The sequence below is a fragment of the Streptomyces sp. NPDC015144 genome, from assembly GCF_043079735.1.
Classification (GTDB): Bacteria; Actinomycetota; Actinomycetes; order Streptomycetales; family Streptomycetaceae; genus Streptomyces.
The window spans coordinates 580,331-596,553 of the sequence record NZ_JBIBUU010000002.1 but is presented as its reverse complement, the minus strand read 5'-3'; the positions used below and the strand labels follow the sequence as shown (position 1 = coordinate 596,553).

At 72.6% G+C, this 16,223-nt stretch carries 12 protein-coding genes; 1 reads left to right on the top strand and 11 read right to left on the bottom strand.

Annotated features, from left to right (window positions below; all coding sequences use genetic code 11):
• Positions 1-678 precede the first annotated feature (678 nt).
• The 8 genes from ACF08W_RS06735 to ACF08W_RS06700 form a co-directional block, all read right to left on the bottom strand.
• Complete coding sequence (locus ACF08W_RS06735) at positions 679-1,299, bottom strand: hypothetical protein (protein WP_392278634.1); 621 nt, start codon at positions 1,297-1,299, stop codon at positions 679-681.
• Positions 1,300-1,444: 145 nt separating this feature from the next.
• On the bottom strand, positions 1,445-2,902 hold the full coding sequence (ahcY, locus tag ACF08W_RS06730) for an adenosylhomocysteinase (protein ID WP_352277057.1): 1,458 nt from the start codon (positions 2,900-2,902) through the stop codon (positions 1,445-1,447).
• A gap of 290 nt (positions 2,903-3,192) precedes the next feature.
• A complete protein-coding gene (locus tag ACF08W_RS06725) occupies positions 3,193-4,191 on the bottom strand; it encodes a cation diffusion facilitator family transporter (protein ID WP_392278633.1) in 999 nt (332 codons plus the stop codon).
• Positions 4,192-4,278: 87 nt separating this feature from the next.
• On the bottom strand, positions 4,279-5,448 hold the full coding sequence (gene manA, locus ACF08W_RS06720; protein ID WP_392278632.1) for a mannose-6-phosphate isomerase, class I: 1,170 nt from the start codon (positions 5,446-5,448) through the stop codon (positions 4,279-4,281).
• A 131-nt stretch (positions 5,449-5,579) separates the two neighbouring features.
• Positions 5,580-6,716 (bottom strand): SIS domain-containing protein, encoded by a 1,137-nt coding sequence (locus ACF08W_RS06715; protein ID WP_392278631.1) that lies wholly within the window; start codon positions 6,714-6,716, stop codon positions 5,580-5,582.
• A 50-nt stretch (positions 6,717-6,766) separates the two neighbouring features.
• Positions 6,767-6,949, bottom strand: coding sequence for a Trm112 family protein (locus ACF08W_RS06710; RefSeq protein WP_352277050.1), 183 nt, complete (start codon positions 6,947-6,949; stop codon positions 6,767-6,769).
• 103 nt (positions 6,950-7,052) lie between these two features.
• Positions 7,053-8,423 (bottom strand): phosphomannomutase/phosphoglucomutase, encoded by a 1,371-nt coding sequence (locus ACF08W_RS06705; RefSeq protein ID WP_392278630.1) that lies wholly within the window; start codon positions 8,421-8,423, stop codon positions 7,053-7,055.
• Positions 8,424-8,549: 126 nt separating this feature from the next.
• The gene (locus tag ACF08W_RS06700) at positions 8,550-8,927 is read right to left on the bottom strand and encodes a DUF3499 domain-containing protein (RefSeq protein WP_352277046.1); all 378 of its coding nucleotides are present in this window, start codon (positions 8,925-8,927) and stop codon (positions 8,550-8,552) included.
• A gap of 321 nt (positions 8,928-9,248) precedes the next feature.
• Between ACF08W_RS06700 and ACF08W_RS06695 the strand changes: the two genes are divergently transcribed.
• The gene (locus tag ACF08W_RS06695; protein ID WP_352277044.1) at positions 9,249-9,677 is read left to right on the top strand and encodes a metallopeptidase family protein; all 429 of its coding nucleotides are present in this window, start codon (positions 9,249-9,251) and stop codon (positions 9,675-9,677) included.
• 119 nt (positions 9,678-9,796) lie between these two features.
• Here ACF08W_RS06695 and ACF08W_RS06690 read toward each other — a convergent pair whose 3' ends face one another.
• The 3 genes from ACF08W_RS06690 to ACF08W_RS06680 all read right to left on the bottom strand — a co-directional run bounded on the left by ACF08W_RS06690 (position 9,797) and on the right by ACF08W_RS06680 (position 15,904).
• Positions 9,797-11,347, bottom strand: a complete 1,551-nt coding sequence (locus tag ACF08W_RS06690; protein ID WP_392278629.1) for a DUF5719 family protein — start codon at positions 11,345-11,347, stop codon at positions 9,797-9,799.
• Entirely contained in the window at positions 11,344-15,204 is a 3,861-nt protein-coding gene (locus tag ACF08W_RS06685; protein ID WP_392278628.1) for a glycosyltransferase, read from the bottom strand. Before ACF08W_RS06685 ends, ACF08W_RS06690 begins: the two co-directional genes overlap by 4 nt.
• Before the next feature lie 436 nt (positions 15,205-15,640).
• Positions 15,641-15,904, bottom strand: a complete 264-nt coding sequence (locus tag ACF08W_RS06680) for a WhiB family transcriptional regulator (RefSeq protein WP_030927001.1) — start codon at positions 15,902-15,904, stop codon at positions 15,641-15,643.
• Positions 15,905-16,223: the final 319 nt, after the last annotated feature.

The window sequence follows — 16,223 nt, the reverse complement described above, 5'->3', positions numbered from 1 at the left end:
CAACACAACACGAGAGCGGAACAACCAGTCGGAATAGGACCGGTCGTTCACAGCGTCCTCGCTGTGTAAATTGCCTACCGGGCCATCAGGCCCCGCAGGACTTTCAAAGGAACCACCAACCTGCCGTAGCAGGCCGGGGTATCAACATATCTGGCGTTGACTTTTGGCACGCTGTTGAGTTCTCAAGGAACGGACGCTTCCTTTGTACTCACCCTCTCGGGCTTTCCTCCGGGCTTTTCCCTTCGGTCTTGCGTTTCCGACTCTATCAGACTCTTTCGAGTCCCGATTCCCGGTCGAAGCGGGTTCCGCTTTCCAGTTCCTCGCTTCCGCGATTCCCTTTCCGGCGGTTCCAACCTTACCAGACTCTTTTTCGTTCCGTTTCCGGTCCGAATTTGAATTCCGGTGACCTGCTGGAAGGTCTTTGCCTTTCGGCTGATCCGACTTTATCAGAAACATTCGGCCGAAAATTCGGCTTCATGTTGAGACAGGTAAGGATCGATGGCTCCGCGGAAACTTCATTTCCGGCGAGAGCGAAGTAGACGTTAACCGGTGCGATCGGACTTGTCCAGTCCGACGCAACCCGTAAAATCTACCTCCCCGCAGCGGCCGTGTCAACAGCTTTTTGGGGCAAGGGGAAGACTAGCAGGTCAGCGACAGCGAACGCACATCGGGTGCCGGCTAGCGCGAGGGGGCTGGGGAGGGCGGGGAGTCCAGGTCCTCGAGCTCGATGCCCGGGGCCGCGAGGACCACGTCACCGGCGAGGTGGACGGTGTGCTGTTCGCCGGTGTCCAGCGCGATGACCTGGTACTCGTCCACGGTCAGAAGGCCGTTGTCAGTGGCGTGCGCTTCACTCTTCACCAGGGACCAGGACTGGTCGACGGTGCGGGGTGCCAGGACCGGGTCGGTGAAGGCGACCAGGCGGACGCGCGTCGCGGCGGAATCGGGGGTGAGGCGGAGCAGCCGTGCGGTCGCGACGAGGAACGCGGGCGAGGTGCCGGTGAAGGCGTGGGCGCGGACATTGCCCTCGGTGGCACGGATGCCGGCCGGGTCGGTGCGGACCCAGGTGACGCCGTCGAGGGCGGCGCCGCGGACCTGCCAGCTCGCGGCGTGCAGTTCGAGTCGGACGGGACGGCCGAGGTCGTCGACGGTGAGATCGACGGAGCCGGTGTGCTCGCCGGAGGGAGCGGTGGTCCGGGAGAGATAGCGCCAGCCGGAGGGGCCGTGGGCGCAGTGGAAGTGCTCGTCACCGAGGGGGGTGTGATCGTGGAGATCGTGAAGCGAATATCGGCCGCGGGGCATGGGGTCCTTCGAGGTTCCTCGGGCTGAGCGGCGCGGGACGGGAGCAGGCCCCCGGCACGGGGGTGCGGGGGCCTGCTTTCTCGTAGCCGCTGGGGCCGGTCCGTCCGTCGGCGGCCGCTGGAGGCCGTCGACGGACGGGGCGGGATCAGTAGCGGTAGTGGTCGGGCTTGTACGGGCCCTCGACCTCGACGCCGATGTACGCGGCCTGCTCCGGGCGGAGCGTCGTGAGCTTCACACCGAGGGCGTCCAGGTGGAGACGGGCGACCTTCTCGTCCAGGTGCTTGGGCAGCACGTAGACGTCGGTCGGGTACTCCTCGGGCTTGGTGAACAGCTCGATCTGGGCCAGGGTCTGGTCCGCGAACGAGTTGGACATGACGAACGAGGGGTGGCCGGTGGCGTTGCCCAGGTTCAGCAGGCGGCCCTCGGACAGCACGATCAGGACCTTGCCGTCGGGGAACGTCCAGGTGTGGACCTGGGGCTTCACCTCGTCCTTGACGATGCCCTCGATCTTGGCGAGACCGGCCATGTCGATCTCGTTGTCGAAGTGGCCGATGTTCCCGACGATTGCCTGGTGCTTCATCTTGGCCATGTCGGAGGCCATGATGATGTCCTTGTTGCCCGTGGTGGTGACGAAGATGTCGGCCTGGCCGACGACGTCGTCGAGGGTGGCCACCTGGTAGCCGTCCATCGCCGCCTGGAGGGCGCAGATCGGGTCGATCTCCGTGACGATGACCCGGGCACCCTGGCCGCGCAGGGACTCCGCGCAGCCCTTGCCCACGTCGCCGTAGCCGCAGACGACGGCGGTCTTGCCGCCGATCAGGACGTCCGTGGCGCGGTTGATGCCGTCGATCAGGGAGTGGCGGCAGCCGTACTTGTTGTCGAACTTCGACTTGGTGACGGCGTCGTTGACGTTGATCGCGGGGAAGAGGAGGGTGCCGTCGCGGTGCATCTCGTAGAGACGGTGCACACCGGTCGTGGTCTCCTCGGTGACGCCGCGGATCTCGGACGCGAGCCGCGTCCACTTCTGCGGGGACTCGCCGAGGGTGCGGTTGAGGAGCGTGAGGATCTGGGCGAACTCCTCGCTGTCCGCGGTCGACGGGTCCGGGGCGGCGCCCGCCTTCTCGAACTCGACGCCCTTGTGGACGAGGAGGGTGGCGTCACCACCGTCGTCGAGGATCATGTTGGGACCGCCGGTGGGGCTGTCCGGCCAGGTCAGCGCCTGCTCCGTGCACCACCAGTACTCCTCCAGCGTCTCGCCCTTCCAGGCGAAGACCGGGACGCCCGCCGGGGCGTCCGGGGTGCCGTTCGGGCCGACGGCGATGGCCGCGGCGGCGTGGTCCTGGGTGGAGAAGATGTTGCAGGAGGCCCAGCGGACCTCGGCGCCGAGGGCGACCAGGGTCTCGATCAGCACGGCCGTCTGCACCGTCATGTGCAGCGAGCCGGTGATCCGGGCGCCGGCCAGCGGCTGCGAGGCGGCGTACTCCTTGCGGATCGACATCAGGCCGGGCATCTCGTGCTCGGCGAGGGTGATCTCCTTGCGGCCGAAGGCCGCGAGGGAGAGATCGGCGACCTTGAAGTCCTGTCGGTTGGCGACCGTCGTCATAACGGGCTGCTCCTCGTAATGGGGTCGAGGCGGGCACGGATGGCTCTGCGGCGGCGGGCACACGAATGCCCGGGCGCTCGCAGCGCAGTCCGTCGGAGGCCCTCTCTCCCTCGGCCGGTCCGGGTGTTCGGACCGATCGACCGCCATCAGCAGCGACGTCTGACACTGCCGTCGAATCTACACCGGTCGGCCCGGCCGTTCCCAGTCGTCCCGGTTCCGGGGGCCGTGGGACATGACCGGAAACGACGGGGAACGGCGGGGTGCGGCCGGGCCGGGGAGGGCGGGGCGTATCAGTGGCCGGGGTCGGCCGGCGGCTTCGGGGTGGCGTCGGGGTCTCCGCCCGGGGTCTTGGCGGGGTTGGTGCCGGCCGCGGCGGCGGCCTCGCTGTAGATGTCCGGTTCCAGGTAGATGACCCGGGCGATCGGGACCGCCTCGCGGATGCGGCTCTCGGCGGCGTTGATGGCGTTGGCCACCTCGGTGGCCGTGTCGTCGTGCTGCACCGCGATCTTGGCGGCGACGAGCAGCTCCTCCGGGCCGAGGTGGAGCGTACGCATGTGGATGACGCCGGTCACGGTGTCGCCGTCGACGGCAGCGGCCTTGATCTTCTCGACCTGGTCGGTGCCCGCGGCCTCGCCGAGCAGGAGGGACTTCGTCTCGGCGGCGAGGACGATCGCGATGACGATCAGCAGGACGCCGATGCAGAGGGTGCCGATGCCGTCCCAGACGCCGTCGCCGGTCGCCAGGGAGAGGCCGACGCCGCCGAGGGCGAGCACCAGACCGATCAGCGCGCCGAAGTCCTCCAGGAGCACGACGGGGAGCTCGGGGGCCTTCGCCCGGCGGATGAACTCGCGCCAGGACAGCGAGCCGCGGGTCTCGTTGGACTCCTTGATCGCCGTACGGAAGGAGAAGCCCTCGGCGATGATCGCGAAGACGAGAACGCCGACCGGCCAGTACCAGGACTCCAGCTCGTGCGGGTTCTTGATCTTCTCGTAGCCCTCGTACACCGCGAACATGCCACCGACCGAGAAGAGGACGATGGAGACGAGGAAGGCGTAGATGTAGCGCTCGCGGCCGTAGCCGAAGGGGTGCTGGGGGGTGGCTTCGCGGCGGGCCTTCTTGGCTCCGAGCAGCAGCAGCCCCTGGTTGCCGGAGTCGGCGACCGAGTGGACGCTCTCCGCGAGCATCGACGACGAACCGCTGAACAGGAACGCCACGAATTTGGCCACCGCGATCGCGAGATTGGCGCCGAGCGCCGCCACGATCGCCTTGGTTCCGCCTGACGCACTCATCGGTGCCTGGTGTCCCTTCGTCGGTGCCGCGCCCTCGGCGCCGCGTTACGGCCGGACATTGTTGCAGCCGCCGGGGCGGGCGGTGCGTCAGGCCACCACTGTGGCGCGGAACAGGGTTCCCGTACCGGACACTTCGACCTTTTCGCCCGCTGGTACGAAGACGGAGGTGCCCGGGGTGAGGTCCAGGGCGCCCGCCTTCGGGGTGCCCTCGGCGCAGAGCAGGATCTGCGGGGCCGCGCGGGTCAGGTCGACGGGGGCGGCGCCGGGGGCGAGGACGAAGCGGGAGAGCCGGAACTCGTCCACGGGCGTCTCGTACAGCTCCTCGCCGCAGGGGTCGGCCCTGGGGCGCAGGATGCCGGGGTCGGCGGCCTCGAAGCGGACGACGCGCAGCAGTTCGGGCACGTCGATGTGTTTGGGCGTGAGTCCGCAGCGCAGCACGTTGTCCGAGTTGGCCATGATCTCGACGCCGAGGCCGGAGAGGTAGGCGTGCGGGACGCCGGCACCGAGGAACAGGGCCTCGCCGGGCCGGAGTTCCACGTGGTTCAGCAGCATCGCGGCGAGGACGCCGGCGTCGCCGGGGAAGTGACGGGCGATCCGGGCGTACACGGCGTACGGGCCGCCGAGGGCCTCGGCGGCGGCCGCGGCGCGGTGCACCGTGTCGGCGGTCTCCACGGGGTCGGCGCCGAGGACCGCGGTGAGGGCCTCGCGCAGGGCGTCCTCCTCGGGGTGGGCGCCGAGGAGGTCGACGTACGGCTTCAGGGTGTCGACGCCGAGGGCCGCCATCGTGCGGGCCGCCTCGGCGGGGTGGCGGAAGCCGCACAGGCCGGTGAACGGAGTGAGCGCGCAGATCAGTTCGGGCTTGTGGTTGGCGTCCTTGTACGTGCGGTCCGGGGCGTCGATCGGGACGGACCGGCGTTCCTCGTCCGCGTAGCCCCGCCGGGCCTGGTCGAGGTCGGGGTGGACCTGGAGGGAGAGCGGGGCGCCGGCCGCGAGGAGTTTGAGGAGGAAGGGGAGGCGGGGGCCGAACTTCCGGACGGTGGCCGGGCCCAGTTCGCGCTCGGGGTCGGCGGCGATGACGTCGGTGAGGGACTGCGGGGTGCCGGTCCCGGGGCGGGTCAGGAGCGAGGGGGCGCCGGGGTGGGCGCCCATCCACAGCTCGGCCTGGGGTTCACCGGTGGGGGCGGTGCCGATCAGCTCGGGGATGGCCGTGGTGGAGCCCCAGGCGTACGGGCGCACCGTGTTGAGGAGCCGGTCCATGGTGTTCGTCCTTGTGGGATGCGCGGGTCGGGAGCATCGGAAGCCGTGGCACCGGCGGGTGCGCGGGAGTGGTCCGCGGTGCTGGTGTGGACACTGCGGGAACGAGACGTCCACGGGGAGGACCGCAGGTGTCAGGCTTCGGGCGCGGAGGCGAGTGCGAGGTAGACGGCGGCGAAATCGGTGACGGCCAGCAGCTCGGCGAGGGCTTCGAGCCCGGTGCCCTCCTCGGGTTCGAGTTCGCTGATCGCGGTGGTGTGGCCGAGGGCGAGCTCGCGGGCGGCGGGGGCCGCGCTCAGCCCGCCGGTGGGGCGGTCGCGGAGCAGGACGACGCGGGCGTGCAGCGGGTCCGGTTCGTCGACCCGGTCGCGGAAGAAGTCGTCGGGGTCGGCGGCCGCGGCGAGGCGTCCGGCCAGCAGGGTGCCGTGGGCGGGCAGCGCCTCGGGCAGTTCGGCGGCCAGCGCCGGGCGGCCGGCCAGCTCGGCCAGGACGGCGGCGAACCTGCGGCCGACCGGGCCGGCGGCGTCGCCCTCCGTCCAGATGAGGGGCAGGCTGTCGGCGAGCTCGGCCGCGAGGGTCTTGGCCGGGTTGCTGTAGGTGGCGACGGCCGGACCGCACCGTTCCGCCGTGCGGTCCAGGCGGTCGGCGACGCCCTGCAGCGCCTCGGCGGGGGCGGTGAGCAGGCCGACCCGGTCCAGCAGGGCGAGGAGCGGGGTGAACAGCGCCCAGAGCGTGCCCGGACCGGCGGCCGATGTCTCGGCGTCGTACTCGCCGTGCGGCGCGGTGGCCAGCGGGACGAGGAGGCCGCGCGCCCCGTCGACCGTCTCGCGCAGCGGCGACCGGCTCGGGGCCACGGCGACGACGCTGCTGCCCCGGCGGTACGCCTGCTCGGCGAGGAGGGAGAGGCCGGGCTCGGAGCCGTCCGCGGTGACGATCAGCAGCAGGTCCATGGGGCCGGCCCAGCCGGGCAGGGCCCAGCGCATCGCGCCCGCGGCGGGGGCGACCCCGGTGGGGTGGATGCGGGTGACGGGGGCGGAGGCCCCCGCCAGGGCGGTGATCAGGTCGGCGACGCCGGAGGCGGCGGTGCCGGAGCCCGCGACGAGGACGGCGCGGGGCCGCCCCTCCGGGTTCAGCGCGGAGATCCCGGCCTCGGCGGCGTTCCGGGCGGCGGTGCGGACCCGGGCCCCGGCCTCGGCGGCGCCGCGCAGCAGGCCGCGGCGGTCGGCGCGGGCCAGGGCCTGCGGGGTGTCGAGCAGCGACTCGTCGAGCATGGGGGCGGTCCTCCGATCACCTGCTGACACCGTGCGGGGTGCGGGCTCCGTTACGCGGGGCGGCGGGCCTCGTCGACGAGGAGGACGGGGATGCCGTCCCGGACCGGGTAGGCCAGGCCGCAGTCGGCGCCGGTGCAGACCAGCTCGGGGGTGTCGTCGGCCGTCCGGTCGTCGAGCGGGGAGTGACAGGCCGGGCAGGCGAGGATCTCCAGGAGGCCGGCTTCGAGCGGCATGGTCGGTTCCCTTCGGGCAACGGATCGGGCGACGTCAGCCTACCGCCGTGGGACGGGGGCCGCGGGGCGGGGCGAACGGGTGCGCGGGCGGTGCGGCTGGGCCTCAGGAACCGGCGCGGACCAGGGCCAGCACGTCGTCCCGTACCGCCGTCATCGTGCGCTCGTCGCGGGCCTCGACGTTCAGCCGGAGCAGGGGCTCGGTGTTGGAGGGGCGGAGGTTGAACCACCAGTCGGGGCCGGTGACGGTGAGGCCGTCCAGTTCGTCGGTGGTGACGCCGTCGCGGGGCGCGTAGGCGGCGCGTACGGCGTCGGTGCTGGCCTCCTGGTCGGCGACGGTGGAGTTGATCTCGCCGGAGCCGCTGTAGCGGTCGTACCGGGCGACCAGCTCGGAGAGCGGGCCGGGCTGTCCGCCGAGCGCGACCAGTACGTGGAGGGCGGCCAGCATGCCCGTGTCGGCGTTCCAGAAGTCGCGGAAGTAGTAGTGCGCGGAGTGCTCGCCGCCGAAGATCGCGCCGTGCTCGGCCATCTCCGCCTTGATGAAGGAGTGGCCGACGCGGGTGCGGACCGGGGTGCCGCCGTGTTCGCGGACGACCTCGGGGACGGTGCGGGAGGTGATCAGGTTGTGGATGACGGTGCCCGTGCCGCCGTTGCGGGCCAGCTCGCGGGCGGCGACCAGGGCGGTGACCGCGGACGGGGAGACGCCCTCGCCCCGCTCGTCGACGACGAAGCAGCGGTCCGCGTCCCCGTCGAAGGCGAGACCGAGGTCGGCACCCTCGGCGACGACGCGGGCCTGGAGGTCGAGGAGGTTCTCCGGGTCGAGGGGGTTGGCCTCGTGGTTCGGGAACGTGCCGTCGAGCTCGAAGTACATCGGTACGAGCTCGACGGGCAGACCGGCGAAGACGGTGGGGACGGTGTGACCGCCCATGCCGTTGCCCGCGTCGACGACGACCTTCAGCGGGCGTACGGAGTCCAGGTCGACCAGGGAGAGCAGATGGGCCGCGTAGTCGGCGAGCGTCTCGCGCGCGGTGACGGTGCCCGGGGCGGCGACCGGCAGCGGGGCGCCCGTGGCGGACCACTTCTCGACCAGGGTGCGGATCTCCAGCAGCCCGGTGTCCTGGCCGACCGGGGCGGCGCCCGCCCGGCAGAGCTTGATGCCGTTGTACCGGGCCGGGTTGTGCGAGGCGGTGAACATGGCGCCGGGGAGGCCCAGGCTGCCGGAGGCGAAGTACAGCTGGTCGGTCGAGCAGAGGCCGATGAGCGTGACGTCCGCGCCGCGGCCGGCCGCCCCGCGGGCGAAGGCATCCGACAAGCCGGGCGAGGAGGGGCGCATGTCGTGGCCGATCACGATCGCGTCCGCGCCGAGCACCTCGACGAACGCCGCCCCGAACTGCTCGGCCAGCGTCTCGTCCCATTGGTCGGGCACCACTCCGCGCACGTCGTACGCCTTCACGATCTGCGCCAGATCAGCAGCCACGGCCGGTCCTCCTGAGATTTCTGCGGACCGCCCAACCTACCCGGGCGCTCGTTCCCGCCCTGCTCAGGGAGGTGTCCGGAGGTGTCCGGAGCCATTCGGCCAGGGTGGGGGAACCGCGGATTCCGGTCAGGAGTCGGGGGAACGCAGCACCCGCAGATGGCCGCGGCGCGCGACCTCCATCGGATCGGCGGTGTGCGGTCCGACGCCGCGGGCCTCGGCCGGGCGCTCCTGCGGACGCGCCGCCTCGCGCACGGCGTTGGCGAGCGCTTCGAGGTCGTCACCGCTGGGGCGGGTGGGCACGGAGGGGTCGGTGAGCCGGACGACCTCCCAGCCACGAGGGGCCGTCAGCCGCTCACTGTGCTCGGCGCAGAGGTCGTAGCAGTGGGGCTCGGCGTAGGTGGCGAGCGGGCCGAGGACCGCAGTCGAGTCGGCATAGACGTACGTCAGTGTCGCGACGGCAGGGCGGCCGCACGCGGTGCGCGAACAGCGACGTACAGGGCTCACGGTATTGGACGTTACCGCACTCTTGAACGGGCTGCGACGACTCTCCCCCAGCTCACCCCACCGTGTCGCCCCGTCAGGCACCGTCCCGACGCCTTCCGGACAACTCTTCCGACCTGCGGAGGGGCAGGGAATCGCAGGTCCGGCCGACCGCACCGCCCGCCTTCATTCCCTACAAAAGGCGCCATACAGCATGAGATCAACGGTCAGGAGCAGGGCCGGAAACGAGCCCTTGGTTGGCCGGATTGTTCAGGATTGGACATGTCATTGCCCTGCGCCCGTCCCGTCCCACCGGCGCGTGCGGAGGGTTACCCTGCGTCAGTGATGGACAGCCCCGTACCTCCCCGCCCGTCCGAGCCGCGCCCGCGCCACCGCGACCGCCACGGCCGCGGCATGCGGGGTCCCGTCGCCCCGCCCCAGGTGCCGCTCTCGGTCAGCAGGGCGGAGAGCTTCCGCGATCTGGTGCAGGACTCGGTGGAACGGCTGGAGCGGCTCTGGCCGCAGCTCGCCGATGTCGACTTCATGGTGCTCGACGTGCCGGGCCCCGGGGAGGAGACCGTGCCGCTGGGGCGGTCGCTCTCCGCGGAGAAGGGCCGGCCCGCGCAGATCGTCGTCTACCGGCGGCCGGTCGAGATCCGGGCCAAGAACCGCGACGAACGGGCCCTGCTGGTGCACGAGGTCGTGGTGGAGCAGGTCGCCGAACTGCTGGGGCTCGCACCGGAGTCGGTCGATCCGCGGTACGGGCAGGAGTAGCCGGAACGCGGAGGGGGCGGGCCGGTCGTGCCGGTCCCGCCCCCTTTCGGTGGCTCCGCTGTTCGCCTGCTCGCCCGTTCGTCCGGCGATCCGTTCGTTTCGCCTCTTGGTTCGTCCGGCTATTCGTCGAGGACCGAGAGGTCCTGTCGGGCGGCCGGTACCTCGACCGTGCTGCGGTCGTCGGGGAGGGTCTGCACGGTGAACATCGGGATGCCGCCCTTCGGCAGGGCCAGCGTGCGGGCGGCGTGCACCGGGCCGCCGGACTCCGTCTCGACCGTCAGCGCGTAGCCGCCCTTGAGGCCGGACGGTACGGGCGGGGTGACCGCCAGTGTCGTACCGGCCTTGACCGTGTATTTCTTGACGGTCTGTTCGCCGCCCTTGCTGCCCGCCGAGGCCGTGACCTTGACGGTGGCGTCGGCGGTCGGGGCGGTGAGCGAGAGGGTCGAGCCCTTGTCGCGGTTGTCGGCCACGGTCGCCCGCTCGCCCACCGGGCCGGTGGCCGGGATGTAGGCGATCTCCTGCTTGTCGCCGGAGCCGCGGACCACCTGCAGGGCGGCGACCACCGGCGTGCGCTTCCCGCTCCGGACGGGGGTGAGCAGCAGGGAGCCGGCCTCGCCCTTGGTGAGGTCCTTCAGGTCTACGCTCGCGGTCATCCGCGACTTGACGTGGAGGGAATCGTGGCCGACCGGGGAGATGGCGCCGGTCTTGCCGAGCAGCCGCACCTTCAGATCGGCGTCGTCGTCGCCGGGCGCGAAGGCCACCAGTCGGACCGAGGTGGCGTCCGAGGGGATGCCGGGGAGGACCAGGGTGTCCGTCGGGCCGGTGGAGGCGGACAGCCAGTCGCTCCCGGCCGTCTCGTCCGAGGCCCGTACGACCGCCGCGACCCGCCCGGTGCGGGTGGTGACGTGCACGGTGACGTCGTCGGCGGCCTGGCTGGTCAGCGTGGAGATCAGGACCGGGACGCTGGAGCGGGCGGGCACCGTGATGCCCTCGCCGACGTCGGACTTGAGGGAGCCCTCCGGTCCGTACAGCTCGATGTCGGCGACGGCCGCGGTGTCGTCCGGGTTGGTCAGGTGGACGTAGTCCTCGCGGGACTTCGCGGTGCTCGCGGCCGGGATCCAGAAGCCGGTGTCGGGCGCGGTGCAGCTGACGCCGAGCAGGCCCCGGCCGGCGCCCGCCTCGACCACGGTGGTCTCCTGGGCGGCCCAGCCGGGGGCCAGCCGGCCGGTGGCGGTGCCGACCAGGGCGGGGCTGCCCGCGCCGGACGCCTCGGCGGTGACCGGCTTGCCGGGCTCCTCGAGCGCGACGACCGGCTTGCCGGGGGCGTCCTTCTTCTCCTTGTCCTTGCCGTCGTCCTTCTTTCCGTCGCCCTTCTTTCCGTCGTCCTTCTTGCCGTCGTCGAGATCGGCCGAGGCGGACTTGTGGAGGTCGGCCGAGCCGGCCGGGCCGCCGGAGCCGCCCGCCGGGGTGAAGGCGGTGTAGGTCGTCTCGGCGAGCGGCGAGAGGCCGGGGGACGGGCAGAGCAGGCTGGTCCGCTCGACCGGGAGCCGGGCGGCGGCCTTCGCCGGGCCCGCGTCCGCGGTGCCGTCGGGTGCGGTGAGCGCCGCGAAGGCGGTGACGGCCGCGAGGGCGGCGGCACCCGCGATGAGGGACAGGCTGGGGGTCTTCACTCGGACTCGCCTCGCGATGCGTTGCCGGTCGGCCACGGGTTCTGGCCCGGGGTCGGGTTCTCGTCGTGCGGCTGGGGGGCCTGCTGCCCGTACGGGGCCTGCGGGTCGTACGGGGCCTGCGGGTCGTACGGCTGGGGGGCGGCCTGGTAGCCGTACGGGTCGTAGGTCTGGGCGTTCTGCTGCTGGTACGGGTCGGCGGCCGGGTGGTCCTGTCCGGTGCCGTACGCGTACGGCTGCCCGTCCTGCTGGTACGGATCGGCCGGGTACTGATCGCCGCCCTGGTACTGCTGCGGGTAGCCGGTGTCCTGGTACTGCGGGGCGTCCCAGGTGCCGTACTGCTGCTGCGGGACCGCCGCGTAGCCGTCCTGCCCGTCGTCACCGTGACCGGGCGCGGCGGGCTCGGCGGGCTGCGGGTACTCCTGCGTCTGCGGGAATTCCTGCGACTGCTGGTACTCCTGAGTCTGCGGGAACTCCTGTACCTGCGTGTACTCCTGTGCCTGCTGGTGCTCCTGCGCCTGCTGGGCCGGGATGTACGGCTCCGCCGTCTCCCCCGGCTCCTCGGTCCCGCTCTCCGTGCCGTTCTCCGCCTCGGCCTCGGCCTGGGCGGCGGCGCGCAGCCGGCGGGCCCGGCGCCCCTCGCCCGCGACCGGCTCCACGGGGACCGGGGCGGTCTCCTCGGGCAGGTCGTCGTCGATCTCCCGGCGGCGGCCCGGCAGGGCGAGCACCAGCAGGACGACGGCGAGCGCGGCCTGGGTCCAGATCCAGGCGGTGTGGGTGAGCGGGGTGTCGTACGTGAGGTCCAGCGTGCCGCCCTCGGTGGGCAGCTCGAAGCCCTGGGCCCAGCCGTCGACGGTCTTCGGGGTCAGCGCCCGGCCGTTCAGCGTGGCCTTCCAGCCGGGGTCGGCGGCGTCCGCGATCCGCAGCGTCCGGCCGGAGCCGCCCGCGGGGATCTTCGTGTGCGCCTCGACGGGGAGGGAGCCCACGGGCAGTTCCTCGCCGCCGGTGCCGGACGGGACGATCATGACGCGGGCGACCTGGCGCTCCACCCGCCACAGCGCGCTGCCGTCGAGCTGGCTGAGCCGGCTGAGCCCGGGGGTCGCGTCGAGGACCCGGCTCATCCGCTCGGGGGCGCCGTCGCGGACCAGTACGTACCGGATGGCGAAGCCGCTGAGCTGGCTGCCCTGGTCGGCGCCGGAGCCCGCGACCAGGTTGGCGACGACCTTGTCGAGGTGGCTGTTGCTGCCGCCCGCCTCGGTCAGTTCGGCGTCGCCGAGACGGCCGCCGGAGCCCCGGACCAGGGTGTACGAGACGGTGCCGGGGGTTCCGCCGAGGACCAGGGTGCGCGGCTGGTCGCGGGTGGTGCTCTCCTCGGCGACGAACGCGGGCACCTGGACCGCGTCGCGCCGCTCCAGCGGTCCGTCGGCGCCGCCGATCATCCAGCCCGCGGCGGCCACCACCGGGGCGAGCCCGGCGGCCAGGGCGATCAGCGCGGCGACCGGCTGGCGCCAGCCGAAGCTCAGCTCGGCGACGCGGATGCGGGCGCCGTCCGCGCCGACGAGCGCGGCGGCGATGAGCGCGGTGCCGTAGACGAGCGTGGCGGGTCCGGCCCAGTGCGATCCGTTGCTGAGGGCCGCGAAGACCAGGGCCACCAGCGCGACCGCCCAGGCGGTGCGCACGGCGAACTGCCGCTCGCCGCGCAGCAGCGCGGCCAGGGCGGCGAGCACGATGCCGAGCAGCAGCACCCCGCCGGCGGCCTTGGGGCCGCCGGGGCTGAGGGAGAGCAGGTCGAGCGCGGAGGCGGCCCCTGTACCGATGTCCCGGCCCGCCTCCTCGAAGAAGCGGGACGGTTCGGTGAGCAGCGAGAGCGACCAGGGCGCGAGGACGAGCAGCGGGGTGCCGAGTGCGGCGAGGAGGCGGAGCCCGTACGCGACGAGGTCGTCGCGGCGCAGGGCGAGGACGCCGAGGCCGAGGACGGCGGCGAGCGGCCAGACGATCGGCGTGAACGCCATCGTGAAGGTGAGGAGCAGGGTGTACGCCCAGGTGGCGCGCCAGCTGCCGCGGGCGCCGTCGGTGGACCGCAGCCCGTACGCGGCGACCGCGGCACGGGCGATCAGCGGGAGCAGTACGGCCAGGACGGCGGTGCCGAGCCGCCCGGTCGCCAGGGCGCCGGTCGCGGCGGGCAGGAAGGCGTACGCGACGCTCGCCCAGGCGCGCAGGAGGCGCGAGGGCAGCAGCGGCCGGGAGGCGAAGTAGGCGGTGAGCCCGGCGAGCGGTACGGAGCAGACCAGCAGCAGGGTGAGCGCGAAGCCGGTCGAGCCGAGGAAGAGCGCGGAGAGGGCCGCGAGCACGGCGAGGTAGGGCGGTGCGGTCTGGGTGCCGCCGGTGTTGACGGTGTGCCAGGCGTCCGCGTAGCGGCCCCACAGGTCGGAGACGTCGGCGGGGGCGGGCAGCAGGGCGCCGCCGGTCAGCGATCCGCCGCCGAGGAGGTCGCGGCAGGCGACGAGCGAGACGAGGAGGAGGACGGCGAAGAGCACCGGGCCGGGTTTGCGGCCGATCCGCTTGAGCCGGGCGAACTGCTCGATCTCCAGGAAGTCGGCGTCGTCGCCGCCGGGGCCGGACTCGACGGCGCCGTGCCGGGAGCCGGTGTCGGCGTCGGAGCGGCTGCCGAGGTTCCCGGCCACCTGCTCGACGGTGGCGCGGACGGTGGCGCCGGGCGGCGGGAAGAGGCCGCGCAGCTCGGCCTGGTCGACGGCGCCCCTGCCGCGGGCGCGGCGGGCGGCGAGGACGCGGCCGGGGCGCAGGAGGGTGCCGAGGAGTCCGGTGACCTCGTCGAGCGCCTGGCCGGGGACCTTGCCGACGAGGTAGGCGAGGGTGCGCAGCAGGGTGCCGACGACGATCCTGAGCAGCACCCAGGGCAGCACCTTGGCGCGGGCGTTGACCAGCATCGTGTAGACGGCGCCGGCCTTGTCGACGCGGTGCGGGGAGGCGACGGAGCGTCCGACGCAGTCGATGGGCCGGCGTTCGCGGGCGGCCGCCTCGGCGTGGCGCAGGACGGCGTCGGGGGCGACCAGGACCCGGTGTCCGGCGACGTGGGCGCGCCAGCACAGGTCGACGTCGTCACGCATCAGGGGGAGCCCGCGGTCGAAGCCGCCGAGTTCCTCCCAGACGTCGCGGCGGATCAGCATGCCCGCGGTGGAGACGGAGAGGACGGTGCGGACCTGGTCGTGCTGGCCCTGGTCCTGTTCGCGGCGGTCGAGGCCGGTCCAGCGGCGGCCGCTGTTGGCGATGGAGACGCCGACCTCCAGCAGCTGCTTGCGGTCGTACCAGCCGCGGAGCTTGGGGCCGACGATCGCGGCGTGCGGGTCGTGGTCGGCGACGCGGAGGAGCTCGGCGAGGGCGTCGGGCGCGGGCGCGCAGTCGTCGTGGAGCAGCCAGAGCCACTGCACGGGTTCGCCGTGCGGCAGCTCGGGCATCTCGTACGCCTCGTCGCGCCAGGTCCTGGTGACGGGGTCCCAGCCGCTGGGGCGCTTGAGGTACGGCAGGTCCTCGGGGGTGAGGACGCCGGCCGTACGGACCGCCTCGTCGACGGCGGTGCCGAAGCTCGTACGGCGCGCGAGGTGCAGGACGCGGTCGGCGCCGAGCGCCTCGGTGACCAGTCGCGCGGAGTCGTCGGCGCTGCCGGTGTCGGCGGCGACGACGTTCTGCGCGGGGCGTTCCTGTCCCAGTAGTCCGGCGAGCGCGTCGGGCAGCCAGCGCGCGCCGTCGTGGGCGACGAGCACGGCGGTGACGACGTGCCGGGGGAACTCTGGGGCGGTGGCGGCCGCGTACGGCGCCGCCGATTGGCTGTGCACGGACATCGAGGTACGGGCCCTCCGGCCGGGTCCGGGGGCGTCTCCCCGGGGGCTGCATCGGTGTACGCGCGCGCCCCGGCGGGGCGTTGGCGCGTCTCGGACGGGGCCCCACACTAGCCCGTGCGGATCACCCCGGTGGCGCCGAGCGGGGGAACGCGGTGGTGGCCGGGCGGGGCCGGAGCGGTGGGCGGGCACGGCGACGGCCCGTCACCTGCGGGCGGGCGCAGGGGGCGGGCCGTGGTGGCTACGGGATGCGGACGGCGGCCGGTACGGGCCGGACGGCGGCGGCCGTCGGGGGCTGCTCCCAAGGGTGCCCCGGTTCGTACGGGCGCCTTCTCCGGCGGGCGGGGAAGCGGCCTTCCTCGGGTTCAGGAAGCCCGTGCGGCGGCCCGCACCGCTCCGTTCGTGGGGCGTGTGGAGCCGGTGGGGCCCTCGGGGCGGCTCACACCGCGGCCTTCTTCAGGCGGCGCCGTTCCCGCTCCGAGAGGCCGCCCCAGATGCCGAAGCGCTCGTCGTTGGAGAGGGCGTATTCCAGGCATTCGGACCGGACCTCGCAGGCGAGGCAGACCTTCTTGGCCTCGCGGGTCGATCCGCCCTTCTCGGGGAAGAAGGACTCGGGGTCGGTCTGGGCGCAGAGTGCGCGCTCCTGCCAGCCGAGTTCCTCGTCCGCGTCCTCGACCAGCAGTTGCTGGAACAGCTCGGTCATGTGCGCCCCTCGTCTGTCTCTCTCGTCCCCGTGATGCGGCCGATACTGATCACGGCCGAACGACACGAGTGAAATTACAAGTGTGTAGCTTCAGGCCAGTCAAGCGAGGTTCTGCTATTGGCCCGGGTATTCACCCTGCGGAACCACACCTAGACGGAAAGTGTGCATATAACCAAAAACCTGACATATGCCACCTCACCTGTCACACCTGCCCCTTCTCCCCCTCTCCTTCTCACTCAGTGAGACGACGCGAACGGCCCCGATGTTTCGATTCGATCACCGAAGCGATCAAGATCACATTCGGGTCACGGAGCCTCAG